The organism is Pseudomonas simiae, assembly GCF_900111895.1.
GTDB lineage: Bacteria > Pseudomonadota > Gammaproteobacteria > Pseudomonadales > Pseudomonadaceae > Aquipseudomonas > Aquipseudomonas simiae.
Genome location: NZ_FOKB01000002.1, coordinates 786987 through 812340, shown reverse-complemented (window position 1 = coordinate 812340; position 25354 = coordinate 786987). Strand labels below are relative to the sequence as shown.

Here is a 25354-nt window from a genome sequence, read left to right as displayed (position 1 = left end):
CGCTGGAACAAGCGGCGAGCAGTACAGCAACACCTGCCGCCAGTAATACCTTGGGGACGGTACGCATAACTTTTTTACTTGTAAGACGCTGCATGGGAATCTCCTGATAAGGAATGCCCATCCAGTTAGCCCCCAAAAAACAAACCGCCTACTGTCAGATTTGACAGGTTGGCGGTTTGCCCGACGAACGGAGAGTCCTGCACCGGCAACGTTTAGAACGCGTAGCGCAGCCCCACATTCACCCCCAGGGGTTGCTTGATGTTCTTGCCCACGCTCCGCTCCAGGTCCGCATGCATGCTCAGGTTTTGCGACACCGACATCGCTACACCCGCTCCCAGCTTCAAGCGTGAGCCCGACAGGTCGTTGTTGAACGAGTTATCGTTGACGAACACTTTGTTGCTCTGGTCGAACTCATGGGCGACCGCAGCTTTCAAGTAGGGCTGCAGCACGCCGCCGCTGTCGAGTTGGATGTTATTGCCGGCAGTGACGCCCAACTCACCGATCACCGAACTCGAACGGTCCCCCTTGGCTTCCAGGCCGTTATCCAGTGTGTAACTCTGGGCCTGGGTGATCACCGCCGCCAATTGGCCGTAGGGCTCGACGAAATAGCCATCATCCAGCGTGATGTGACGACCGAATTCGGCCGAAGCGCCCATGGCATTTTGCGTGTAGTTGCCCTTGCTCTTCTTGCCGTCGCTCATGGCCACGTTGGACTCATTGTGGAGGCGGTTGAACTTGAGCACGCCGTCGAAGTAAAAGCCGCTTTCGCTGTCCAGCCACGTTGCATAGCCGCCCACATAGTAACTGTTGATGGTGGCCTTGCTGCCCAGGTTCAGGTCCAGGTCCGATTGGCTGTGGCCGGCCATTGCACCGATCAGCCACTGCCCATCGCCGGCCTCCAGCGGTGCATCCGCTCCCAGGGTGAAACCGCGCTGACTCTGGTTGTAACCCAGACCAGTCTTGTCGTTGGACACTTCATACTTGTTGCCATAGGCACGAGTCCACAAACCCGCGGTCTGGCCGCCGTTGAAACGCAGTTCGCCCATGCGCGTCCGCAGGTTGGTCATTTCCCCCAACAGCACACTCGGCGCCGCATTGAACAACGCCAACACTGAGTTGGTGCTCGGGCTGATGACCTTGCTATCCGGGTCCAGGTACCAATCGTGATTCTGGTTATCCGCCGTCAGGTCGTAAGAATAGGTACCGCGGTCGACCCGACCACCCACCAGGCTGAAATTCGCCACACCGTCGGCGGTGTGCACCATGTGCAGGCGCTCGTTCAACGGGTCGGCCCCCGTGGCCGCGAGCAGCAACTGATGGTGACCGGCAGACGTGCCCGTTACATTCAGGAAGTCGCCGGTCAGCGAGCCGAAATCCGCCTTCATGATGAACGTACCGCCGGTGCCGGACAGGTTGGCCACGTCCAGCTTATAGAAGGCTCCGGACTCGCCGAACTTGACGTTACCGCCATTCATCGACAATGCGTTGAGGGCCTGTTGGCCATCCACCATCACCCAGGTGGCGTCGCTGTTGACCGACAGTTTGTCGACATTGTCCAGGCGCCCGGTCAGTACCGAGCCATTGTTCAGACCCACGTTGGCGCTGCCGCCGCTGTTGACGATGTCGCCGTTCATGAAGGCGACATCCAGGTTCAGGTCCAGAGCGCTGTCTTTGCCCACCTGGATATTGCCGTCGAGCGCACTGTTATTCACGCGCATGTTGGCCGAGCCACCACCGCTCAGTTCCAGCATATTGCCGTTCTTGCCGCTCAAGGATGAACCATTGGTTACATCAATTTCGGCCATGATCGGGCTCAACACTGAGATTGCCGGGCCGCCAAGCCCCTCGACGCGTGAACCGTCCAGGGTCAAGTGAGGAGACTCAATGGCCGTCGAACTCTCACGTGCCATGACGACACCGGTTGTCGCCCCCGTGATTTCACTGTTCCTGGCAATGGCTGCGCCCCCCAACAGCCTTAGACCCTGCTGGCTGCTGCCGGTCACCTTGGAGTCATTCAACTCCAACAGACTATGGGAAGTAACGTTGGCGCCGTAAGTCGCACCGGTAATTTCACTCCTGCCGACTTGAGCGTGAGAGCCGATGGTGGTGCCTGGTTGGTGAGCAACGTTCAAGCCGCCACTGGTGTAGCTGGTCACACTCGCGTCGGTGATCGTGGCGTTCGATTCACTCAGTGCGACAGCTGCCTGGAATCTGTGCGTCGAGGTCACCGTAGCCGACTTAATGGTCAGTGTAGAGCCGTTGGTCGCCTGTATTTCTTGAACGATGGCATTGTCGTGGATGTTGAGGGCCGCATTATTCTGCGCGATATAGGCCAGCGCACCTGACCCGGGATAGACGTCAAGTTGGCCGGTGCCAACATTGCCGTCCACGGTGACAGCCGATAGCGCATGTTCACTCAAAAGATACAGTGGCCCGACAGCCATGAGTTTTATAGTTGTGAATAAACGCGAATAACGAAAATGATGGGGATTAATAGATTTCATGCTTTGTAGCCTCAGAAGTAAATACCAGTTCGAACCCGGAACCCGTATCGAATAGGTCTCCGTTTTCCACGGCGCTGAGACTAAAGAGCTGAATCCCCCGAACACGTAGGACTTTTCTTAATATCCCCTGCTTAACGGCTATAGGTTGTTGCAGTAAAAGGCCCCACCGCCTCACAAAGGCGAGTGGGGCCAAGGCAATCAGAGTGTCCCGCTACGGCGTGTTGCGCCTGGCACACAGGTAGGAGGTGTGCCAGAAGCAACCAGGTCCCAAAGCGCCCTGACCTCCATGGAATTCCCACGATCCCCTGTGGACGGCCGGAAGAGTGTCCAACGCACACCGACATAGCCCCGACCTGAGGTACCCGTATAGTCCCTGAACCAGGCGCTCAAATCCAAAGGCACGATCAAGCCCAGGTTTACATGGCTACTGTCGATATCGAAATCAGCACTTATCACCGGGGACCCGATAGGTGCGCCGAGAGGCGTTCCAGCGGGGACATAGGCGTATCGGTAGGCCTCGATCTTGACCTTATCCCCCACTTGGAGTATCGCCGGGTCCAGGACTTTGATTGGAACACCCAGCCATGGACTCCGTGAACAATTGATGAAGTAACCGGCATGTGGGTGAGATGGCAAGACTGCTGCGTTGTTGAAACTAGGATCGGCCAACCCCGCCAGATTGAAAATTTCAACCACCACATTTTGAGTCGGGGTGTGTTTGTAGTTGATCGCATCGCGGATCTTGCAATAAATCGGGAGGGCAGAGCTATTGCCAAACGATTCGATGAGCGTCCAGTCAACGGTAAAAGGCACCTGAAAACCCGCTGGCTCCGAGCCTGTGGCGGCATAGGTGGACGCGACATCTCCGTTGGGGCCATAGATCAGGTCGATGAAGTCGCCCGTTGTCAATCCCGCAGGCAACGCTAGAGTAGCCGTTGCATCAAAGCCACGATCCTTTTCAGAGATACGGTTGTCTGGACGCGGCAGAGGCCCGCCGCCCAACAGTACGGGCATGGCGAGCGTCGGATCCACAGGACCTGGGCCGGGGTTTTGGCTGTCACCTGGCTCACGCAGGTCGACATCCACTTGAACGACGACTGACGGGAAGGTGGGGCTGTCAGCGCGATCCACAAAAAGCTGAATATCAGCAGTGTAAAAACTACCACCCGTCGCAATGGCAGCATAACGGGCGGGAATATCAATCGGCCCACTGATCGAGCCGATGGATTGGTTGTAGATCTCTACCGTTCCCCACGTCACTCTCAGGAAATCCGTGGGCAAGTGGCCTGTAATGCTTTCCAGCCGTACTGTTGCACCATTGCGGGCTTCTTCTTTGTCGACCAGCGGCGCCTCCAAAACTCTGATAGCGCCGAACACCGGCGGATTGTTGAGCCTTACGCGCACATAGGCCGGATCAGAGAGGTTCGTCTGGTTTCCTGAACGATCAATTAGCCGGTAGGTATTCTCGATTGTACCGGCTCTTTCCAGGATCACTGCAGTGGGGATGATCGCCGTAATGGCGCCAGTCAAGGGGACGTCACCTTCAATGTGCGTCGTGGAGGTGCCCACATGAATACTGTACTTGTCCCCGCCCCGCCGCTCTGCAGGCTCGGGAATGGTGCATTCCAGACCCAGCTTACCCTCTAGGTATGTGGGGGTGAGTTCCGCGCCATAGTTTTCAAATTCAAGCGGGGCAGGCTGTTTATTACCATTAGGATCCCGTGCATCCACATACACTCGCCTGACGTTGTAGTTGATGACGTTTTCGCTTGCGTTAACCACAACGACTCTGATGTCCTTGAGCCCATTTTCTTTAAGCGCATCTCGAGGCCCCAAGTTGATAACCACAGGATCAGGTAGATTGACGCTGGTTTCAAAGCTCGTGATGAATTCAGGCCGGTCATTAACCAATACGGTGAGCGGCTCGAACGCATTGAAAAGCCCGCGCTCCCAAGGCCGTATTTGCAGCACCAAACCCGTCTGTTGCAGCGCCCGCGGCACTACATCACGGTGCGTATCACCCACGATAGCCTGTAACAGACCCTCGATAATTGGCGGCGGCGAAAAAGAAGGGTTCTCGATGGGGTCCTCCCAGTCCTCCAAAGGCCCTAGCTCTTGAACGCTGCTTTTGTTGATGGGTTTCTGTGTATTACTGGACATAACTCTAACTCCTGATAAGGATAGGTATCTGTCCGGGTATACAAGGCATGCTTGACCACACACCCGGCTGTCATTACTCAAGGAAACAACTGACGTTCAACTGGTATGGCTTCACAAACCTGATGATGTCTCGTTCATTGAATAGACTTTGAGAAGGTTGCATAACTGTCAAATCTGACAGTTATGCAACGTTTTAATCATCCGAAAGACAAGGCGGCTGGCCAGCCAGGCGAGTCAACTTGATGTACACCAACTTGCGACCGGAATAGCCCATGCCTGCGCCAAAGGGCCTGATGACCTGGTAGCGTGCGACAGCCGAGCCATGGCGAGGCTCAGTCTGGCCCGGCGCAGGCTCTACCAGACCGGGTGCCTTGATGTACGGAACGAACGGCACCTGAAAGGTATATCCGTCACGGTGTTCATTCCCGGTCAGCGTATGCTTAAAGGTCTGGATGGTTTCAGGGATGACCGCACCGGAAAAGCCGGCGGGATGCGCATAACTGGCCCAGTGTAATTTCAGCTCATCGCCTGGGGCCAACCGGCTCTCATCCCCAGGAATCTTGACGCCCACGCCGTTAACCCACGGCCGCAAAGAGCAACTGATAAACCCGGAATCCGGGCCTGTGTCGTAGGTCACCCCGACATACTCGAGGTCTTTCAACCCCACAATCGGGATGATGTTGATTAATACCGGCGTATCCCGTGCTCGCTGCCTGTTAACGCCGTTGAAGGTCCAATAAAAGAACGGAACCAGCCCGCCCGCCAGAATCTCGATGAAGGCCCAGTCGACAAACCATTCGACTTCCTTCCCGGCCGTGTCCCCCAGTTTCACTTCATACGTCGCAATCGGTCCTGGATGGGTGCCCGCCATCAACTCCAGCAATTCACCTGGTTTCGGATTGTTGTATAGAGGGGCCACCACACGTACGCGCAGCCCTTCATCATTCACGCTCAACTGGTTGTCACCATCTTTACCTTTGACGGTCACCACCGGCAGCAAGTGGTTGGTCGGTTTCGGATTGTCAGGGCTCACATCCCCTGCCACGGTCAGGTTAACCGGAACAAACCGGGTGGCCGAAGGCCTCGCGGGCGCAGTCCCCCGCTGCCAGTTGTATTCTGCTCGGATCACCCCTGGTGTGTACTCATAACCGCCACTGGCCAACACTGAATACGGAATGCGGACGGTGATAGGCCACGCCTGAATCTCGGTAATCTGGATAGAAGCCAGGGGTATACGGTCCCAGAAAGGATGCAAAAAATCCCCCGGCGCGGCGCCGTATACTTCGAGGATTTGCATGTACACGCCATCCGGTTTTTGGCGGGCGTCATCGAGGTTTATCAGGCCGTCCGCCAATTGAGGTATCTGAACAGGACGCAGCTCGACGGGCGTCGGCGTCAAACTGATCAATAGAGGGGAAGTAAGGGAAGGGCCAGACTCGCGGCCCGAGCGGTCGCGCAGATAATAGAGGCCGTTGTACTCGGCATTTTTCAACCCGCGCAGATAGTCGCCGGGAAAATGTAATTCAACAGGTCGAGTCCCGTTTTTGTGCTCTTGTGTGATCTCTGTCGTGGCAACAATGTCCAGACGGCGGCTACGTTTGCGCGCAGGTTTGTGGAAGGGCAATAGGGTCAGATAACCCTCGACAACGTCACCTAAACGGGCGTCCAACCACAGAGGAGCGATAGTGCCGACCACCTGATTTCCATTGGCTGGATCATCCAGGTATGCGTCGGTGACGCCTTCGGCATCGATCTGCGCAGAAAACCGCAACCGCGGTCCGCGCTGCCCCTGATTCGGGCCGACCCTGTCGCTGTCCAACAGGGTTATGAATGAGGCAACGCCAGGGTTGCCGCTGCTTTCTCTCAAGACCACTTCGTATTTCAGACGATGCAGCCCGCCGACATCCATAAGATACGAAGGCACCACGGCATCGACATCAGGCAGGTCGGATTCGTCATAGGGCGCCTCCAGCTTTTTGGTCTCAAACAGAGCGTCATCCCAATACCACTTGAATACCGTTATATCGCCCGGATCGAGACTATCACTGCCGGGCGGAAGTTCAGGCACCTCAACGCGCAGTCCCGTGCTTTGAAACGACACAGGTATTTTCCGGCCGTCATCGTCAGGCATCAAATCCAGTGAGTCAGGCGCCAACGGTGCGTGCAACTCCAGAATGCCGGCGTTTGTCACTCCAATGGGTTCAGGTTTTGGCATGTCTACTCTCCTCGGCAAGCCTCAGTGAGGGTTATTGGCCATCGGTTACAGAGACCAGAGAGAGGAGTTAATGCGATTGAAGCCGAAACGGATACTGTCAGAACTAACAGGTACGGCCGGGCCGAAAGTGCTTGGTTTGCGTGAAACGCACGACCAAAGCACCGTCAAACAATGACTTGCGGGAGCGGGGGAAACTTGCCCCCGCACAACCATCAGACAGGCGGCAACCGCCACTCGATCGGCGTCTCGCCATTCTGCTCAAGAAACTTGTTGGTGCGACTGAAATGCCCGCAACCCAAAAACCCGCGATACGCCGACAGTGGCGACGGGTGCACCGAGGTCAGCACCAGGTGCTTGGTGGCATCGATCAGCTTCTGCTTGCCTTGGGCATGAGCGCCCCAGAGCAAAAACACCAGGTGCGGCTGATGTTCGCTGACCACCTCGATAATCCGATCGGTAAAGAACTGCCAGCCCTTGCCCGCATGGGCGTTGGCGTTGGCGCGCTCGACGGTCATGGTGGTGTTGAGCATCAGCACGCCCTGGTCGGCCCAGCTTTGCAGGTAGCCGTGATTGGGGATGTCGATGTTCAGGTCGCGCTTGAGCTCTTTATAGATATTGACCAGTGACGGCGGCGCCGGCACACCCGGTTGCACCGAGAAGCACAGGCCGTGGGCCTGGCCGGGGCCGTGGTACGGGTCCTGGCCGAGGATCACGACTTTGACCTTATGCAACGGCGTGGAATTGAGCGCGTTGAAAATCAGCGGGCCGGGCGGGTAGATCTCTTTGCCGGCGGCATGTTCCTGGCGCAGGAACTCGCGCAGCTGGGCCATGTACGGCTGCTCGAACTGATCCCGCAGGGCGTGTTTCCAGCTGGGTTCGAGTTTGATACGGTCGTCTTCGGTCATGGTTGAATGGTCTTGTCAAAAAGAATGAGGCGAACCCTAGGAAAGCCGACCCCGCTTGTCAATTGATCTGACACACCACCGACACTTTCCTACGAAGCGATCATACTCATCCTCCAACGTATCGATTGAGGTCACGATGAACCTGCACTTCGAAGAACTGACCGGCAGCGACGGTGCCCGCATCGGTATCGCCAGCCTCGATGCTGAAACGTCCCTCAATGCGCTCTCCTTGCCGATGATCCTCGCCCTGGGCGAACGCCTGGACACTTGGGCCAAGGATCCGAACATTGTCTGCGTGCTGCTGCGCGGCAACGGCCCCAAGGCATTTTGCGCCGGTGGTGAAGTGCGCAGCCTGGTTCAGGCTTGCAGGGAACAGCCAGGCGCTGTCCCGGCCCTGGCTGCGCAGTTCTTTGCGGCGGAATACCGCCTTGATTATCGCCTGCACACCTACCCGAAACCGCTGATTTGCTGGGGCCATGGCTACGTACTGGGGGGTGGGATGGGCCTGCTGCAAAGTGCGGCGGTGCGCATCGTCACGCCGAGCAGTCGGTTGGCCATGCCAGAGATCAGCATCGGGCTGTACCCGGACGTCGGCGCCAGTTGGTTCCTGTCGCGGCTGCCAGGCAAGCTCGGGTTGTTCCTGGGCCTCACGGGCGCCCATATCAACGGCCGCGACGCTTTGGACCTGGGACTGGCCGACCGCTTCTTGCGCGACGACCAGCAAGACGAACTGCTCGACGGCCTGCTGCAACTGAACTGGCAGGAGCAAACCTCAATGCAGCTCAACAGCCTCCTCAAGGCGTTGGCCCAGGAAGCTGTCGAGCAACAACCGCAGGCACAATGGCTGCCACGCCGGGCACAGATCGACGAATGGCTGGACGTAGGCGATGTGCGCTGTGCCTGGCGGGCCTTGAGCCAGCTGCGCGAACACGCTGACCCGCTGTTCAGCCGGGCCGGCAAGACGCTCAGCGAAGGCTGCCCGTTGACCGCGCACCTGGTGTGGGAACAGATCCAGCGCGGCCGGCATTTGTCCCTGGCCCAAGTGTTCCAGATGGAATACACCATAAGCCTCAATTGCTGCCGTCACCCGGAATTCAGCGAAGGCGTGCGTGCGCGGTTGATCGACAAGGACCAGACGCCCCATTGGCACTGGCCGGATATCAACGCGATTCCGGATGCGGTGGTGCAGGCGCATTTCAATAAGGCCTGGGAAGGTCGCCACCCCCTGGCCGACCTGTCCGATTACTAGCAGTTGCCCATAAAAAAGCGGCGCTTCGTGCGCCGCTTGCAATGCAGACGTGTCAACGGTGACCGCCGCGACCACCTCCATGGTCGGAACCGCGGCCGTGCCCGCCATTCCCCCAACGGTTACCGCCGCCCCAGCCTTGGTTCGGGTAAGGCCGGTAACCGGCGCGCGGTCCGTAATAACGCGGGGCCGGCTGGTAATAACGCGGCGCTGAGTAGTAGCGCGGTTGTGGCGCGTAATAGCGCGGTGCAGGGTAGTAGTCACGCCGATACGGGTACGCCGTACCACCACCGTAGTAATACACCGGCGCCGGTGATGTGTAGACCTCGGACCGATAGTAGCTCTGGCCTCCATCGTAATAAGGCACACAAGCGGAAAGGGTCAGACCGAGTAAAGCGCTGAGCAGCAGTCGTCGATACATGGCGGCCTCCTGGACCGCGGAAGAGCGCCTCCAGCGACGCGGGAGGGCGGCATTCAGCTTTCACTGAATGACGAGACATCTGACATCAAAAACGGAATCTGGTGCGTTTTCGCAACAGCTTGATACATCTGCGCCAGCTTTATCGGTTCAGTAAATTTGTCTGGCTCGCAACTTTCTCAATTGCGATGATGTCACTATGACATCGCACAAAGCCAGGGAGGCTCTAGCGTGCGCCCTTCGCTACCCTGTTCGGACCTGACCCATGAAGATTTCAACCAAACTGCTGCTCTCGTTTCTACTGTGTGCGCTGGTCACCCTAGCGGTAGGCCTGCTGGGAATCAAAGGGGTGGTTCGCCTCTCCACGGCATTGGAACTGACGTTTTCCAACAACCTGGTTTCGGTGAGCAACACGGCCGCCACCCTCAACGGTCTGGTGGCCCACAACCGCGGCCTGTACCGCTTGATGGATGCCAGCAAGGGTGACGTCTCCCCGCAGGATCGCGACCGCGTGCGCCAGGATATAGCCCAGGAACTCAAGCGCAGTCAGGCGTCCTACGCCACCTACCGCGCAACCCCGCTGGAAGATGACGAACGGGCGGCGGGCGACAAACTCGACCAGATCTGGCCCACCTACATCAGCAGTTCCGAACGCATCATGGCACTGCTCGATGGCGGCCAAGTCGACCAGGCCCGTGCCCAGCTCAACACCAGCAACAATGAACTGTTCCGCCAGGCGCGTGAGCTGATCCGCGTGATGATCGAGTCCAATAACCGCCAGATCAAGGAAGGCGCGGTCGCCGCCGATGAGCTGCGCAACAGCGCGTTGACGTGGATGATCAGCGGCATTGTGCTGGCCTTCCTCATTGCGATCATCATCGGTGTGTTGATCACCCGCCTGATCACCCGTCCCATCGCTCAAGCCGTACAGAGCGCACAACGCATTGCCCAGGGCGACCTGACCCAGGCCATCATCACCGAGCGCACCGACGAAGCCGGGCAACTGCTGATGGCGCTGTCGGACATGCAAGGCGGCCTGAAAAGCACCCTCGTGGAAATCGCCAACGCGTCCGACCAACTTGCATCGGCGGCTGAGGAACTGAGTGCGGTCACTGATGAAAGCAGCCGCGGCCTGACCCGCCAGAACGATGAAATCCAACAAGCAGCCACCGCCGTCAACCAGATGACCGCCGCCGTGGACGAAGTGGCCAGCAACGCCGTCTCCACCTCCGAAGCCTCGCGCCAGGCCACCACCGAGGCCGAAGATGGCCGCCAGCAAGTGGAGCAGGCAGTGTCCGGCATGAGTTCGATGGTGGTCGAGATCAACGACTCCACACAATCGGTTGCAGACCTCGCCGGCCAAGTGCGAGAAATCGGCAAGGTCATCGATGTGATCCGCGGCATCGCCGACCAGACCAACCTGCTGGCCCTCAACGCGGCCATTGAAGCCGCCCGCGCGGGTGAGCAAGGACGTGGTTTCGCGGTGGTCGCCGATGAAGTGCGGGCGCTGGCCCACCGCACCCAGATATCCACGGTCGATATCGAAAAGATGATTGGTGATGTGCAGACCGGCGCCGACGATGCAGTCGCGGCAATGAACAAGAGCCTGACGTGGGCCAACAACACCCAGACCCTCGCGCAGAACGCCGGCGAAGCGCTGCAACGAATCACCGCCAGTGTGGCGAAGATCAATGAGCGTAACCTGGTGATCGCCTCGGCCTCGGAGGAGCAGGCCCAGGTGGCCCGCGAAGTGGACCGCAACTTGCTGAACATCCAGGACTTGTCCACTCAGACCGCGGCCGGTGCCCATCAGACCAACGCGTCCAGCCAGGACCTGTCGCGCCTGGCCACTTCGTTCAACGTACTGGTCAGCAAGTTCCAGCTCTAAGTAGCCTGGGCAGGGGCGGCCCTGTATCGTACAAGGCATACCGGGATTCTCCGGAACCTTGCCCGATCCAGCCTGAACCTGCCCATGACCACGCCAACCCTTTGCCCCGCCTGCGGCGCCCGCAACGACTGCTCCCTGGCTGACCCACGTACGGTCGACCAGCCGTGCTGGTGCTACAGCGTCACCATCGACCCGGCAGTCCTCCGGGCCTTGCCCGACGAATTGCGCAACAAGGCTTGCCTGTGCCCGCGTTGCGCCCAGGTCGATGAACAATTGCGTGGCGTTGAGCCGACGTAATGCGGGTCGATCGTTTCCTCAGTAATCTGCCGCGTTTCAATCGCAAGCAAGTGCGTCTGCTGCTGGTTGAGCAGCGGGTGTCGGTCGATGGCGTGGCGGTCAGCGATCCCCATCATGAGGTGCGCGCATTCAGCCGCGTATGCGTTGACGATGAGGTGCTGCAGGCGGGTAAACCGGCACGCTATTTCATGCTGCACAAGCCCCAGGGTTGCGTGAGCGCCACGGCGGATCCGCAACATCCGACGGTGCTGGATTTACTCGATGAGCCGGACAAAGATGAATTGCACATTGCCGGTCGCCTCGACTTCAACACCACCGGTCTGATGCTGATCACCAACGACGGCCAATGGTCGCGTCGCCTGACGCAGCCGCAGACCAAACTGCCCAAGGTCTACCTTGTGGAGACCGAGCAGGACATCGGGTCGGACTACGCCGCAACGTTTGCCCGCGGCCTGTATTTCGCCTTCGAAGACCTGACTACCCAACCCGCCGAACTGGTGTTGCTGGGACCGAGAACTGCGCGGCTGAGCATCATCGAAGGGCGCTATCACCAGGTGAAGCGCATGTTCGGGCACTTTGATAACAAGGTCGTCGGCCTGCATCGCGAGCGCATGGGGCCCTTGGTGCTGGATGCCGCCCTTGCACCGGGGGAGTATCGAGCACTTACCGACGACGAAATCCGAATGGTCTGATGACCGTTCAGCCGGTGATGGCAAAAAACCGCTTCACCGCCTTGCGAGGTGCCCGCTCTGCTGCTTGAATCAGGATCACCAGTTCAAATATGACTGGCGAGTCGCCTATAACCTCCAAGAAACACCTTGCCCCGCCCGCGCTTGATCCACGGGCCTTCCCGGCAAACAGCCCGCCCTAACAACACCCGTCGGCCAGCCGTCATTGGATCGACATGGGCCTCCTTTTCCAGGCGTATGCCTACCTGTCACAAAGCTCGTGCAGAGTGATCTGCGCGCCCTACCCGCTTGCCAGGAGTCTTACGACATGAGGCCAGAAATCGCTGTGTTGGATATACAGGGTCAGTATCGGGTTTACACGGAGTTCTATCGCGCGGACGCTGCTGAAAAGACCATCATCCTGGTCAACGGCTCCATGGCCACCACGGCATCCTTCGCCCAAACCGTGAAAAGCCTGTACCCGCAATTCAATGTGGTTTTGTACGACCAGCCCTACGCTGGCCGCTCCAAAATCCACAACCGTCATGAGCAGATGCTGACCAAGGAAATCGAAGGCCAGATCTTGCTTGAGCTCATCGACCACTTCGCCGCCGAACACGTACTGTCCTTTTCCTGGGGCGGTGCCGCTGCCCTGGTCGCCCTTGCCCACCGCCCTCGTCGCGTGGAAAAGGCGGTGATCAGCTCATTCTCGCCGGTGATCAACGCACCGATGCGCGACTACCTGGAACGCGGCGTCGACTACCTCGGCAACCTCGACCGCGACCGCGTCGGCCATTTGGTCAACAGCACCATCGGCAAACACCTGCCGTCATTGTTCAAGCGTTTCAACTACCGGCACGTGAGCAGTCTGGCCGAACATGAATATGGGCAGATGCACTTTCACATCAGCCATGTGCTGAACAGTGATCGCCTGTGCTACCTCAAGGCGGCCAGGCAGATCGACATTCCGGTGTTGTTTCTGAATGGTGAATGGGACGAATACACCAGCGCCCAGGACGCCAAGCTGTTTGGCCAGCACGTGGCGAACAGCAGCTTCAGCACCATTCAGGCGACGGGGCATTTCCTGGATATGGAGCACAAGGCGGCGTGCCGAGATAGTCGGGACGCAGTCGTGGGCTTCTTGAAACCGGAGCGGCAGGTCAGCCGGTTGCGCTATCAACAGGGCCAGACACAGCATGCCTTCGCACTCTGAAATACGCTCCCTTGCAGGAGCGAACTTGCTCGCGAAGAACGTCAAGGATAACGCTCGCTTCCTGGAGGAACGCGGCGCGCTTGAGTCTTTCGCGAGCAAGCTCGCTCCTACACTGGGTCAGTCCGCCTGTGTGACACCTGTAACCCACACATTTTTGAAGAAAAACTTCAAATCCCGGCGAACATCTGGTACAAAGTCAGCCGCTCTGAGCGGGTATAGTTTAATGGTAGAACAGTAGCTTCCCAAGCTTCCGACGAGGGTTCGATTCCCTCTACCCGCTCCACTCAAATTCGCGTTCCACGTCAGGTTGTTTTTGACGGGGGATGCCTAAAGAAACCGGTCCTTTGAGACCGGTTTTTTTGTGGCTGCGATTTACGGTAGCAGTCATGCCTGTCGGACATACCTGTACAAATTAATATTTTTGTACAACTATCACTGCAACGCGCCGAGGCACGATCAAGGAGCCAAGCAATGACACGTCTATTGGTTTCATTGTTGCTGATGTTGAGCTTGAGCAGTTGCGCCAACGTAGGCGTCGAGCACTACGCTGACCAGCAACCGCAATTGGACCTGGAGCGGTTCTTCAGCAAGCCCGTCAAGGCCTGGGGGATTTTCCAGAAGCGCTCGGGCGAGGTGGCCAAGCGTTTTGAAGTGGATATAGCCAGCCGGCGCGAAGGTAACGCCTTGATTCTCGACGAACGCTTCCTGTACAGCGACGGCACGCGTCAGCGGCGGGTGTGGACGCTGACACCCGACGGTCCGGGGCGTTGGCGCGGTCGGGCGGGTGATGTGGTCGGCGAGGCCATCGGCGAGGTCGCGGGGAACGCGCTGCGTTGGCGCTACCGACTCAACCTGCCGGTAGACGGTTCTGTCTACGAGGTGAGCTTTGATGACTGGATGTACCTGATGGACGAAGACACCCTGATCAATCGCTCCAGCATGACCAAGTTCGGCGTCGAATGGGGCCAGGTCACGTTGTTCTTTCGTCGCCAATGAATGACCTGCAACGGAGGTGAATCATGCATCTGCAGAAACTGACTGAATGGGCGGTAAACGGAGAAGTTCGCGAGCTGCAGTTGCAGTCGCTGGAGGGTGGCTTCTATATCGCGCGTGTCAGGCTGGATGATGTCGAAATGACGTTGCTGGGCGATGATAACCAGCCGCTGCGCATCCGCTCCACCACGCACTTGCGCGACTTGTTGCAACGGGTTCCGCCGTTTCCCTGTGTGCTGGTGCAACAGTGCGTGCACGATGAAATGTGCGGAGTTCGGGAAGGCCCCATTGGCGCATTGCGGATTCCGTTTACGCTGGATGCGTCCTTTTAAGGCGGTGCAGGTATTGAGGTCGTTCCTATCCTCCAGGTTCGAATGGATCGATTTCGCACTGTGTAATCGCGAGCGTCAATCCGGCTCAGCCATCCCCCGCTGCACCCCCCACGCCAACGGCAACGTCACCAACAACACCCCCGCCAGCACCATCACCGCCACCGGCACGCCCAACGCATCGCCCACGCCACCAAACACCACGGGCGCCAACGCTCCGCCACCAATCGTGCCGGTGTAGAACACGGCAAATGCCTGCTCGCGCTTCTCGGCTCCCGCCAGGTCCGGCACAGCCCCGTAAAGCACTGAAGACGTGCCATTGAGCACCAGCCCCAACAGCGGCAACATCACCATCAGCCCAGTCAGCGGCAAATACACCGCAGCGACGATCAGCAAGGCCGTGCTGCTCTCCGTCAGCCATACGGTCCTCATCATGCCGATGCGCGCCCCCAGGTAGCCGCAGAATAATTTGCCGAACGCGCCGCCGATAAACAGCAGGGTCAAGGCCAGGCCAATACCAGCAGTGCCGGCGCCCTTGGCGGCCAGCAGAAACGGCAGGAAGGTGAGAAACCCCATGCGCACGGCGCTGTCGAGGGTGCCGGTGAGGATCAGCGCGCGCAGGCCCGTGGTGGAGCCGGTTCCGATGGGCGACTTGGTTTTTTGGGGCGCGGCCGAGGGGCGCGACTGGCTGGGAATCAACCACCACAACAGGCCCGCCGCAGCCAACCCCAGCCATCCCAGGAACGTGGCACTGGCGCGCCAACCGATGACCGTGAGCAACAGACCGACCAGCCCGGGAACCAGGGTTTTGCCGATATCGCCGGAAAAGTTGTACTGGGACAGTGCCTGCTTGATTCCACCACCATCCTCGTAGGCATCGCTGATCATCGAAGAAGCCAGCGGGTGTTGAGTGCTGGCGCCCAAGCCACCTAACATCAGTGCCATTAACAGCATCGTCAGCCCGGTCGCTTGGCCTGCCAACACGTACGCCGCACCGGCGAGCGCGGTGCCGCCCACCAGCATCGGCACACGTCCCCAGCGTTTCGCAGCACGGCTGGCCATGAGCTGGAACACCGCCATCATCCCGGAATAGGCACCGCGTAAAAGTCCGATCTGAGCGTAGGACAGCGCAAACTGCGCCTGCCAGATCGGCAGTAGCACGTAGATGACATCGGTCAGACCATCATGCACGGCATGGGCGCTGCAGCCGGCGATCAGCGTGCGGCGGCGTGTGGAAACAGGCATGGCGACGGCGTGATTCATGGTGTCGGGATCAGTTCAGGTTTAACGGGCTTCCAGCCGGTCAGGGCGATCAGCAAGGTCAGTATCTGGAAGGCAATAATCAGCGTCACGCACCCGGCCCAGCCCCAACGCTCCCAGATCAACGCCGGGACAATCGCACCACAACTGCCGCCCAGGTAATAAAACGTGAGGTACATGCCCACGGCGCCGGCTTTGTTGTCGCCGGCGGTAGCGGCGGTGAAGGCGTTGGCCGCCGCCTGGGCGAGAAACACCCCGGTAGAACTGAGGGCCAGGCCTACCACGATGCACCACAACGAGGGCACCAGCGTCAGCGCTGAACCGCTGATGCCCAGCCCGGCAGCGACGCTGAGCAGTTCAGCGTGAGGCCGGGACTTGCTGAGGCGGCCGGCGACGGGGATCACGATCAGTGCCAGCAGAAACACCGTATATAGCGTCCCCAACGCTGCAGGCCCCAGGCCGAAAGGCGGTAATCCGAGGTACAAACCTGCGTAGGTAAACGCCGCCACTTGGGAAAACAACACGCAAAAACCTACAGCGTAGGCCGCCAACAAAGGCTTACGAAAAACCGCCGAGAAAGCGGTTTCACCCCTCAACGATCGCCCACGGCTGGCAGGCAACAGGAACTGGATAAACCCGCCCACCATCAAACTCAGCACCGCCAGCAGTTCAAACGCTTCGCGCCAGCCTGCGTATTCGGTCATCACCCCCGTGACAAAGCGTCCGGCAAACCCACCCAACACGGTGCCCGCCACGTACAGGCTGGTGACTTCGGTGACCGTGCCACCTCTCCAGCGGTCGCCGATATACGCCACGCTGGTGGCAAACACCACCGGGATCAACATCCCTTCGACAAACCGCCACACCAGCACCTCGGCAAAGCTGTCGGCATAGGCTGTCATCAGCGCCGGCACCGCCAGCAGCAAGGCCGCCACGCTGATCACCGTGCGCTGCTCGAAGCGTCCGGTCAACCGGCTGACAAACGGCGCGGTGATCGCCACGGCCAGCGTCGTCACGGTGATGCTCCACCCCGCCGTCTTGGCGCTGATGTGAAACTGCGTGGCAAAGGTCTGCAGAATGCTCTGGGTGGCATACAGGTTGAGAAATGCCGCGCAGCCACACAAGAACAGGGCAAGGCGGGCACAATGCAGGCGCGGTTTCATGAAACCTCTCGTTTTATTTTGTGAGGTCTTTATAGAATGGCCGGCAGGTCTGAAACCAATACCGATTTCGGACCGATCAATACCCAAGGATCAGGATGCTCGACCTACGCAAGCTGCGTTACTTTCTGACGGTCGCCGAAGAGTTGCACTTCGGCCGCGCCGCCATTCGCCTGCACCTGGCGCAGCCGCCGCTGACACGGCAGATATCGGCGCTGGAGACCGAGTTGGGCTTCAAGCTATTCGATCGCACCAGCCGCACGGTCAGCCTTACCGCGCAAGGCCGGTCGTTCCTGCCCTACGCCCGCGGCGTGCTGGAGCAGGTGGAATTGGCGCAAGTGATCGCGGGCAAACTGGCGGCGGGCACCGCAGGGCAGCTAACGTTGGGTTATGTGAGTTCGATTGCCCTGTCGGACCTGTTCAGCCAGGCGATCCAGGCGTTTGCCCAGCGCTTTCCCGATGTGCAGTTGACGCTGGTGGAATGCGCCTCCGGCAGCCTGGGCGCGCAAGTGGCGGATGGGCGGCTGGATCTCGGTTTGAGTCGCTTGTTGCCGCAAGACGAAGCGGTGCAAGCGCTGTCGCTGGGCGAAGAACGGTTGGTGGCCGCCGTGTCCAGTGAAAGCCCGTTGGCGCGCCAGCCAAGCGTCAACCTGGCGCAGCTCAGTGCCTACCCGTTGATTCTGTTTCCTGCAGATTATGGATCGGGGCTCAACCAGTCCATCGAACAGCTTTATCGGCATCACGGCCAGCCTTTACGCCTTGGACCGACCGGGCGGCAGATCACGTCGATCATTGCGCTGGTGGCTGCCGGACAAGGTGTGGCGTTGGTGCCGGAATGTACCCAGAGCCTGATGAATAAGGGCGTGACGTACAGGCCGTTGGTGGAAGTGGACGCCTGTGCCCAGTTGTTGGTGTTGACCCGGACTGCAACAAAAAGTGTGCTGGTTGATGCGTTCCTCGCCGTCATTGCGCAGCCCCTGCACATGCGGTAACTCGATCGCAACACCTCTCCCGGACGCCATTCCTATGCGCTCACACATGCCAACTACCGCCGCCCCAAAAAGACCGGTCATCGACCCCCACGGGGTTGATGGCCCTTGGTTACATCGCGTGGTTGTACGCTTATCCGGCGTTCTCGGAATGGCGCGACTGGCGGCGCTGAATTTGACCGCAAGAAACGTAGTTTGCCCATAGGGCCGCCGGTCTAGACTCCCCCTACACCCACCTTCAGGAGCCCTGATCATGGCCTACGAATACAAGCTCATGCCCTCCCCTGTCGGCCAGCTCACCCTGGTGGCGCGCAACGATAAACTCGGCGCCATCCTGTGGGCTACCGAGCGCGCCAACCGTGTGCGTCTGGGCGACTTGTACGAAGCGCCTGAAAGCCCGGTGCTGTTGGAAACCGAATGCCAGTTGCAGGAATACTTCGCGGGTACCCGCACACATTTCGAGCTGGAACTGGACTTCGCCGGCACCGACTTCCAGAAACAGGTCTGGCAGGCGTTGCTGACCATTCCCTTCGGCGAAACCCGCAGCTACAGCCAGATCGCCCAGCAGATTGGCAACCCCAAAGCCGTACGCGCAGTGGGGGCGGCCAATGGGCGTAACCCCATCTCGATCATTGCGCCGTGCCATCGGGTCATTGGCGCATCGGGCGGGTTGACCGGCTTTGCGGGCGGGTTGGAAGCCAAGCAGTATTTACTGACGCTGGAAGGGACAGGCCAGGCCGAACTGGTGTTCTAAAAACGCGGATCAAATGTAAAAAGAAATTTCAAAGCCACCGTGCGGTCCATTATTTCATCACCCCCTTACAAAGGAAAAACGGTCATGAAATTCTCCGCAGTCTCTCAATCCCTGTCCCGTTGGGCCGGCAGCCCGCGCACGTTTTACGCGGCAGTGGCGTTGATCCTGGCATGGAGTCTGAGCGGGCCGTATTTCCACTACAACGACACGTGGCAACTGATCATCAATACCTCAACCACCATCATCACGTTCCTGATGGTGTTCCTGATCCAGAACACGCAGAACCGCGACAACGACATCCTGCATATCAAGATCGATGAACTGCTACGTGTGTCCAAGGATGCGCAGAATGCCGTACTCAGCCTGGATGGACTGGATCGCAAGGAACTGGAAAAACTGCGCCAGGAATACCGCAGCATCGGCAACGCGGGCACGGTGAGTCTGAACAGCAGTTGCGGTCATGCTGCCGACGATGCGGCACCGATCAAAACCGATTTGAACCAGGCATGAAAAAACGGCGGTTGGAACAGGTCCAACCGCCGTTTTTTACTTCAAGTCATGGCTTCAACCGTCGCCTTGATGACCTTTACCGTAAGTCGATGCCAAGGCGCGAGCCTTTTGCAGACGCTCTTCCAACTTGGGCAGCGTCTCATCCACCAGGGCTTTTATTTCCGGCACATCCGACGCTGCACCTTCCTTCTTGAACAGGGCAATGGCGTCTTCGTTTTCCTTGACCTGTTGCGCCGTATAGGCCGCATCAAAGGAGTCGCCGTCCTTGAGTTCGGGCATCAAGGTTTCTGCTTTGTCGACGATCTTTTCCCGAGGCGCCACCGGCAGGTCAAGCTTCTTCGCGATAGCCGCCAGGTGCTGGTTGGCCAGGGTGCGTTCGTTGATCACCTCGATGGTGTAATCCTTGATCTCCTGGGACGAGGTCTTGGCGTGAGCCATGCGACTGGTTTCGATATCGGCCATCCCTTTGGCCGAAGCCTGCTCGATGAATTCAGCAGGCGACTGGGCGAAGGCATTGCTGGCGCCGAGGCCCAGCAGCATCGCGAAACTGGCGGTGCGTAACCGGATAGCCATGCGGCTCATGATGGGTTCCTCCAGGCTAAAAATAAGGGCGGGGGAACACACCCCGCCCTCAATTCGAATTTTCAGGGCGGCAAAGGTTTAGAAAAAACTCGCCAGTGCGACGAACGGTCATCGTCAAATCCAGCGGGCTTGTTGCCAAAAGAGCCCCGGCAGTGAGAGGTAGGCGAGGTGGGTGAAGCCGCAGCGCAGGGTGTTGTTGTCCTGTCAGCAGTGGCCTTCGGACAATACACCCTGCACCTGCCCAATCAACCACTGCAACCCCGAATCCCCACCCCGCCGTGCATGCCACGCCAGCTCAAATGCAAACGAAGGGATATGAAACGGCGCGGGCACCGCCAGCAAGTGCTGGTGATCAATATTCAGCAGGCCACGGGACGATACGGTAAGGATCAGGTCGGTGCCTTGAATCAGTTGCGGCGCTACACCCCAGTGCGGCAGGCTGATCGCCACATGCCGACGTTCCCGAATCGTTGTCAGTGCCCGCTCGATTTCCGGAGTGCCACTGCCGCGCATTTCCAGCAATACATGGGGGCGTGACAGGTAGGTCGGCAGATCCAGTGTGCCGCTTGCCGGCAGGCTATCGCGGTCCACAAGGCACGTGTAGTGCTCTTCAAACAACGGCGTAGTCCGCAGTTCGGCAGGCATATCGGGAAAAACACCCGCCGCCAGGTCGAGGTCGCCATTGAGCACCCCGTCCACCATGCCCTCACGGCTGGCCTGGATGATTTGCAGATCGATACCCGGCGCTTCGCGGCGCAACGTTCGCACCAGGTCGGGTAGGAAAATCGCCGCACTGTAATCGGACATCGCCACCCGAAACCTGCGCTTGGCCGACGCCGGGTCAAAGCGGTTCGGCGCCAGCAACGCCTGTACCTGGCCGAGCGCTTCTGTCAGCGGCGGGGCCAACTCCAGCGCGCGAGCAGTCGGCACCAGACTGCCACCTTGGCGTACCAGCAGCGGGTCACCCAGCAGGTCACGCAAGCGTGCCAACGCGTGACTGACCGCCGGTTGGCTCAGGTGCAAGCGCTCAGCCGCACGGGTGACGTGTTGCTCGCTGAGCAAGGCGTCGAGGATCACCAGCAGGTTGAGGTCAATGCGGCGCAGATCATTCATCAGCTGCATGCTCTGCATAAGAAATTGGAATTTAAATTTGCGCGACGAATAGCCTAGAGTCCAGCAAAACCTCTGGGAGATTCGACATGACAACGTTGCATTGGGTGGGTTTATTCGCGCTGGCGGTCATCGCGGGGGCGGTGGTGCCGTTTCAGAGTGCGATCAACGCCAACCTCGGGCGCGGGCTTGGTCACCCGCTGTGGGCCACGCTGGCGTCGTTGCTGGTGAGCATCATCGTGTTGCTGCCGGTGATTCTGGCGCTGCGCCTCCCGCTGCCGAGCCTGGCGTTTATCAGCAAGGCACCGCTGTGGATGTGGGCCGGTGGCGCGTTTGGCGTGTGTTTTATTTCCCTGGCGTTGATGCTGTTGCCCAAGCTTGGCGCCTCGGGGTTTATCGCACTGGCCATGGCCGGGCAGATTCTGGCGTCGCTGGTGCTGGATCACTTCGGTCTGTTCGGCCTGGTGGAACGCCAACTGACAACGCCCCGCGTACTGGGGGCGTTGTTGTTGATCGGCGGCGTGGTGTTGATTCAGTTCAGTGCCACACCTGCCCGGGCGTTGGCAACCGCAGGCTGATCAACCCTTATCGAGGGTGCGCAGTTTCTGCGGCAGGCCCCACAGCAGCAATGCTGCCGCCAACAGCGCACACACGCCAATCACGTACAGAGCGGGTGTGGTACTGCCGGTGAGGTCCTTGATGCGCCCCACCATCACCGGGCTGACAATGCCACCGAATTGCCCGAGGGTGTTGATCACCGCAATACCGCCCGCCGCGCCTGCACCGGCACCGGCCAGCAACTTGGGCGGCAGCGTCCAGAAGGTCGGGATCGAGGCGATGATGCCCGCGCCCAGCATGCCCAGGGCAATGATCAGGAAGGTGGTGTGGTCGGCAAAAATGCCAGCACTGAAGAAGCCCACTGCCCCGAGCACCACCAGGCCGCAGACGAACTTGCGGCGCTCACCCGTAGCATCCGACAGCCGCCCGATCACTACCATGCTGATGGCGCCACACACATAAGGAATCGCCGTGAGCAGGCCGATCATCACCGGGCTCTGGGTGCCCGCGCTGCGGATCAACTGCGGCGCCCAGAAGTTGAGGCCGTAGGATGCCACCTGGATCAGGAAGTAGATGAAGCCGAGCATCAGGAACCCTGGAATACGGATTGCCGACAACAGCGAGCCACCGTGCTGGTTCGGCTCATGCTTGGCGATGCGGCTCGACAGCAGGGTCTTCTCCGCCGCCGTCAACCAGTGGGCGTCTTCGATGCGATCCTTGAGCAGCGTCAGCACCAGAAACCCCAGGCCGATGCATGGCAAGCCGCCGAGCAGGAACAACCAGTGCCAGCCGCGCATCTGCAACACACCGTCGAGGTGTTCCAGCACCAGGCCGGAGAACGGTGCGCCCACCAGGCCCGCAAACGCCGACGCCAGGAACAGCATCGAGGTGATGCGTCCTCGGAAATGCTGCGGGAACCACAGGGTCAGGTAATACAGCACACCCGGCGCGAACCCCGCCTCCATCGCGCCGATCAGAAAGCGCAGCGCATAGAACTGCCACTCGGCCGTGACAAACACCATGGCCGCCGTCGCCAGGCCCCACGACATCATGATCCGTGCAATCCAGCGCCGGGCGCCGACCTTGTACAGCATCATGTTGCTCGGCACTTCAAAGATCACATACCCCACCACGAACAGCCCGGCCCCCAGGCCATAGGCGGTGTCGCTCAGGCTCAGGTCCGCCTGCAGTTGGAACTTGGCAAAGCTGATGTTGATCCGGTCAAAAAACGCGAACAGGTAGCACACCATGATCAGCGGCATCAGGCGCCAGGCGACCTTGCTGACCAGGGCTTTTTCGGCATCGATTTCAGCGGCCGGGCGCGCGCCGGCCTCCAACGTATTAGTGCTCATGGTTTCTCTCCAGCGGGCTGCTCACAGGCGCCCGATTGTTTTTGTTGTCTGGTGCGGCGTTACAGCGTGGCGATGTACGCCGGGGGTGGATGCAGGTCGCAATTGCGTCCGGCCTTGGCTACCTGGCCGGGCAACTCGTGTCCAAGCAAAGCGGGTAGACGGCGGGACATATTCAGCAGGTGCGGCAGGTCGATGCCGGTGTGAATCCCGACTTCATCACACAGGTTCACCAGGTCTTCGGTGCAGATATTGCCCGACGCCCCCGGCGCAAACGGGCAGCCACCCAAGCCACCGAGCGCCGCGTCAAAACGACGGGCGCCGGCCTCATAGGCGGCCAGCACATTGCACAGGCCCAGGCCGCGGGTGTTGTGGAAATGCAGGGTCAGATCACTGGCGGACACGCGCTCCAGCACGCGTTTGACCAAGCGTTCCACTTGGCGCGGGTTGGCCATGCCAGTCGTGTCCGCGAGGCTGATGCCCCGGATACCCAGTGCTTGATACGCCTCGACAATCTGCAACACGCGGTCTTCATCGATCTTGCCTTCGAACGGGCAACCGAAGGTGGTAGCGATGCTGGCGTTGAGCCTCACCGGGAAATCGCCGGCAAAACTGACGATGTCACCAAACGCCGCCAACGACGCCTCGCAGCGCATGCGCATATTGGCCAGGTTGTGGGTCTGGCTGGCGGACATCACCAGGTTCAGTTCATCGGCGCAAGACTCAATGGCACGCTGCGCGCCCTTGAGGTTGGGGATCAGCGCCACGTAGATCACACCGGCCTTGCGCTCAATGCCCTTGAACACTTGCTCACCATCGCGCAACGCCGGAATGGCCTTGGGCGAGACGAACGAACCCGCCTCGATCCGCGAAAAACCGGCGAGGGAAAGCTGGTCGATGAGGGCGATCTTGTCGGCCGTCTCGACCCAGGTCGGCTCGATCTGCAGGCCGTCGCGCGGCGACACTTCCTGCACGATCAGCGCGTCGCAGTAGTCGGAAATCATTGCACCACTCCCGCGGTTTTCAGGCGTTGGATATCAGCGCCGGTGAGGCCCAGGCTACCGAGAATATCGTCGGTGTGCTGGCCCAACGTCGGGCCCTGCCAATTCACGCCGCCAGGGGTTTCCGAGAGCTTGGGGACGATGCCGGGCATCTTCACCGACACACCGCCGGGCAGCTCGGCATTGAGCAACATGTCACGCGCCTGGTAGTGCGGGTCGCCGACGATATCGGCTACGGAGTAGATACGCCCGGCCGGTACTTCAGCGGCCTCCAGAGCGCTGAGCACTTGCTCGATGGGCAGGCTGCTGGTCCAGTGCGTGATCGCGGCGTCGAGTAACCCACTCTTGGCGGCCCGACCATCGTTGTGGGCGAATTCAGGCGCTTCGGCCAGATCGGCACGGCCAATGGTGGTCATCAACCGCTTGTAGATCGGATCACTGTTGCCGGCGATCACCACGTAGGCACCGTCGGCCGTCAGGTAGGTGTTGGACGGTGCAATGCCCGGCAAGGCGCCGCCGCTGCGTTCGCGCACATGGCCGAGCATGTCGTATTCCGGCACCAGGCTTTCCATCAGGTTGAACACACTTTCGGCCAGCGACACATCGACAATCTGCCCGTCGCCCTGCCCCGTCTTGACCCGCAGCAACGACATCAGTGCGCCAATCACACCGTGCAACGAAGCCAGCGAATCCCCCAGGCTCACGCCCACTCGCGCTGGCGGCGAATCCGGATTGCCGGTGGTGTAGCGAATCCCGCCCATGGCCTCGCCAATCGCACCAAAGCCCGGACGGTCACGATAAGGGCCGGTCTGGCCGTAGCCGGAGATGCGCACCAGGGTCAACTTGGGGTTGAGGGCATGCAACACGTCCCAGCCGAGGCCGAGTTTCTCCAGGCCGCCGGGGCGCAGGTTTTCGATGAGGACGTCGGCGTCGCCGAGCAATTGCTTGATCAGGTCCAGGCCTTCCGGCGACTTGAGGTCCAGCGCCAGCGACTTCTTGTTGCGCGATTGCAGGTACCACCATAGCGAGGTGCCTTCGTGCAGCTTTCGCCATTTGCGAAGCGGATCGCCTTGGCCCATGGCTTCGATCTTGATCACCTCGGCACCAAACTCGGCCATCATCCGGGCGGCAAACGGCGCGGCAATCAAGGTGCCGATCTCGACCACCTTGATACCGCTCAGGGGAGCCGTCATGGGGTGTACCTCTTGTTCTTGGAATGTGACGCCAAGACTAGAGGCCAGAGGC

23 protein-coding genes and 1 tRNA gene are annotated in these 25354 nt (G+C 59.7%); 12 read left to right on the top strand and 12 right to left on the bottom strand.

Translation table 11 applies throughout. The features are described from left to right. Positions 1-212: 212 nt before the first annotated feature. The 4 genes from BMZ57_RS09705 to ung all read right to left on the bottom strand — a co-directional run bounded on the left by BMZ57_RS09705 (position 213) and on the right by ung (position 7784). Positions 213-2504: an autotransporter outer membrane beta-barrel domain-containing protein gene (locus BMZ57_RS09705; protein WP_069672321.1), complete on the bottom strand. Its 2292-nt coding sequence runs from the start codon at positions 2502-2504 to the stop codon at positions 213-215. A gap of 198 nt (positions 2505-2702) precedes the next feature. Then, on the bottom strand, positions 2703-4664 hold the full coding sequence (locus tag BMZ57_RS09700; protein ID WP_010212238.1) for a hypothetical protein: 1962 nt from the start codon (positions 4662-4664) through the stop codon (positions 2703-2705). 193 nt (positions 4665-4857) lie between these two features. Then, entirely contained in the window at positions 4858-6879 is a 2022-nt protein-coding gene (locus tag BMZ57_RS09695; RefSeq protein ID WP_021491040.1) for a hypothetical protein, read from the bottom strand. A gap of 212 nt (positions 6880-7091) precedes the next feature. Then, positions 7092-7784 carry a uracil-DNA glycosylase gene (gene ung, locus BMZ57_RS09690; RefSeq protein ID WP_047541439.1) on the bottom strand — a complete coding sequence of 231 codons (693 nt, stop codon included), beginning with the start codon at positions 7782-7784 and terminating at the stop codon, positions 7092-7094. A 136-nt stretch (positions 7785-7920) separates the two neighbouring features. Between ung and dspII the strand changes: the two genes are divergently transcribed. Beyond that, a complete protein-coding gene (gene dspII / locus BMZ57_RS09685; protein WP_010212241.1) occupies positions 7921-9033 on the top strand; it encodes an enoyl-CoA hydratase/isomerase DspII in 1113 nt (370 codons plus the stop codon). Positions 9034-9085: 52 nt separating this feature from the next. Here the strand turns inward: dspII and BMZ57_RS09680 are convergent, their stop codons facing one another. After that, positions 9086-9451 carry a hypothetical protein gene (locus BMZ57_RS09680; protein WP_010212242.1) on the bottom strand — a complete coding sequence of 122 codons (366 nt, stop codon included), beginning with the start codon at positions 9449-9451 and terminating at the stop codon, positions 9086-9088. Positions 9452-9713: 262 nt separating this feature from the next. Here BMZ57_RS09680 and BMZ57_RS09675 point away from each other — a divergent pair, with 262 nt between their 5' ends. From BMZ57_RS09675 to BMZ57_RS09640, 7 genes are all read left to right on the top strand, one after another. Then, positions 9714-11336: a methyl-accepting chemotaxis protein gene (locus BMZ57_RS09675; protein ID WP_010212243.1), complete on the top strand. Its 1623-nt coding sequence runs from the start codon at positions 9714-9716 to the stop codon at positions 11334-11336. A gap of 84 nt (positions 11337-11420) precedes the next feature. Then, positions 11421-11633: a cysteine-rich CWC family protein gene (locus BMZ57_RS09670; protein ID WP_045791214.1), complete on the top strand. Its 213-nt coding sequence runs from the start codon at positions 11421-11423 to the stop codon at positions 11631-11633. Then, positions 11633-12325, top strand: coding sequence for a pseudouridine synthase (locus BMZ57_RS09665; protein WP_010212245.1), 693 nt, complete (start codon positions 11633-11635; stop codon positions 12323-12325). Before BMZ57_RS09670 ends, BMZ57_RS09665 begins: the two co-directional genes overlap by 1 nt. A 304-nt stretch (positions 12326-12629) precedes the next feature. After that, a complete protein-coding gene (locus BMZ57_RS09660; RefSeq protein WP_021491042.1) occupies positions 12630-13514 on the top strand; it encodes an alpha/beta fold hydrolase in 885 nt (294 codons plus the stop codon). Between the two features lie 209 nt (positions 13515-13723). Further along, positions 13724-13797 (top strand) — tRNA-Gly (locus BMZ57_RS09650). Positions 13798-13985: 188 nt separating this feature from the next. Beyond that, positions 13986-14510 (top strand): DUF3833 domain-containing protein, encoded by a 525-nt coding sequence (locus BMZ57_RS09645; protein ID WP_042570705.1) that lies wholly within the window; start codon positions 13986-13988, stop codon positions 14508-14510. Between the two features lie 23 nt (positions 14511-14533). Continuing rightward, positions 14534-14839 carry a DUF6482 family protein gene (locus BMZ57_RS09640; RefSeq protein ID WP_010212252.1) on the top strand — a complete coding sequence of 102 codons (306 nt, stop codon included), beginning with the start codon at positions 14534-14536 and terminating at the stop codon, positions 14837-14839. A gap of 75 nt (positions 14840-14914) precedes the next feature. Here BMZ57_RS09640 and BMZ57_RS09635 read toward each other — a convergent pair whose 3' ends face one another. Beyond that, on the bottom strand, positions 14915-16099 hold the full coding sequence (locus BMZ57_RS09635; RefSeq protein ID WP_042570704.1) for an MFS transporter: 1185 nt from the start codon (positions 16097-16099) through the stop codon (positions 14915-14917). After that, positions 16096-17259, bottom strand: a complete 1164-nt coding sequence (locus BMZ57_RS09630; protein ID WP_069672322.1) for an MFS transporter — start codon at positions 17257-17259, stop codon at positions 16096-16098. The genes BMZ57_RS09635 and BMZ57_RS09630 overlap by 4 nt, the downstream gene beginning before the upstream one ends. 95 nt (positions 17260-17354) lie before the next feature. Between BMZ57_RS09630 and BMZ57_RS09625 the strand changes: the two genes are divergently transcribed. The 3 genes from BMZ57_RS09625 (at position 17355) to BMZ57_RS09615 (ending at position 19509) form a co-directional block, all read left to right on the top strand. Then, positions 17355-18248: a LysR family transcriptional regulator gene (locus tag BMZ57_RS09625; protein ID WP_021492355.1), complete on the top strand. Its 894-nt coding sequence runs from the start codon at positions 17355-17357 to the stop codon at positions 18246-18248. A 250-nt stretch (positions 18249-18498) separates the two neighbouring features. Next, the gene (locus BMZ57_RS09620) at positions 18499-18999 is read left to right on the top strand and encodes a methylated-DNA--[protein]-cysteine S-methyltransferase (protein WP_010212257.1); all 501 of its coding nucleotides are present in this window, start codon (positions 18499-18501) and stop codon (positions 18997-18999) included. 84 nt (positions 19000-19083) lie between these two features. Then, entirely contained in the window at positions 19084-19509 is a 426-nt protein-coding gene (locus tag BMZ57_RS09615; RefSeq protein WP_010212258.1) for a low affinity iron permease family protein, read from the top strand. A 54-nt stretch (positions 19510-19563) separates the two neighbouring features. Here BMZ57_RS09615 and BMZ57_RS09610 read toward each other — a convergent pair whose 3' ends face one another. Both BMZ57_RS09610 and BMZ57_RS09605 read right to left on the bottom strand, forming a co-directional pair. Beyond that, positions 19564-20091 (bottom strand): DUF4142 domain-containing protein, encoded by a 528-nt coding sequence (locus tag BMZ57_RS09610; protein ID WP_005785958.1) that lies wholly within the window; start codon positions 20089-20091, stop codon positions 19564-19566. A gap of 204 nt (positions 20092-20295) precedes the next feature. Beyond that, positions 20296-21213 (bottom strand): LysR family transcriptional regulator, encoded by a 918-nt coding sequence (locus BMZ57_RS09605; RefSeq protein WP_010212259.1) that lies wholly within the window; start codon positions 21211-21213, stop codon positions 20296-20298. A 77-nt stretch (positions 21214-21290) separates the two neighbouring features. Between BMZ57_RS09605 and BMZ57_RS09600 the strand changes: the two genes are divergently transcribed. Beyond that, entirely contained in the window at positions 21291-21779 is a 489-nt protein-coding gene (locus BMZ57_RS09600) for a DMT family transporter (RefSeq protein WP_010212261.1), read from the top strand. Here the strand turns inward: BMZ57_RS09600 and BMZ57_RS09595 are convergent, their stop codons facing one another. From BMZ57_RS09595 to BMZ57_RS09585, 3 genes are read right to left on the bottom strand one after another with little or no spacing between them, the layout of a single operon-like run. Continuing rightward, entirely contained in the window at positions 21780-23111 is a 1332-nt protein-coding gene (locus BMZ57_RS09595) for an MFS transporter (protein WP_010212262.1), read from the bottom strand. 59 nt (positions 23112-23170) lie between these two features. Beyond that, the gene (locus BMZ57_RS09590; RefSeq protein ID WP_021492358.1) at positions 23171-24112 is read right to left on the bottom strand and encodes a hydroxymethylglutaryl-CoA lyase; all 942 of its coding nucleotides are present in this window, start codon (positions 24110-24112) and stop codon (positions 23171-23173) included. Beyond that, complete coding sequence (locus tag BMZ57_RS09585; RefSeq protein ID WP_069672323.1) at positions 24109-25302, bottom strand: CaiB/BaiF CoA transferase family protein; 1194 nt, start codon at positions 25300-25302, stop codon at positions 24109-24111. Before BMZ57_RS09585 ends, BMZ57_RS09590 begins: the two co-directional genes overlap by 4 nt. Between the last annotated feature and the right edge of the window lie 52 nt (positions 25303-25354).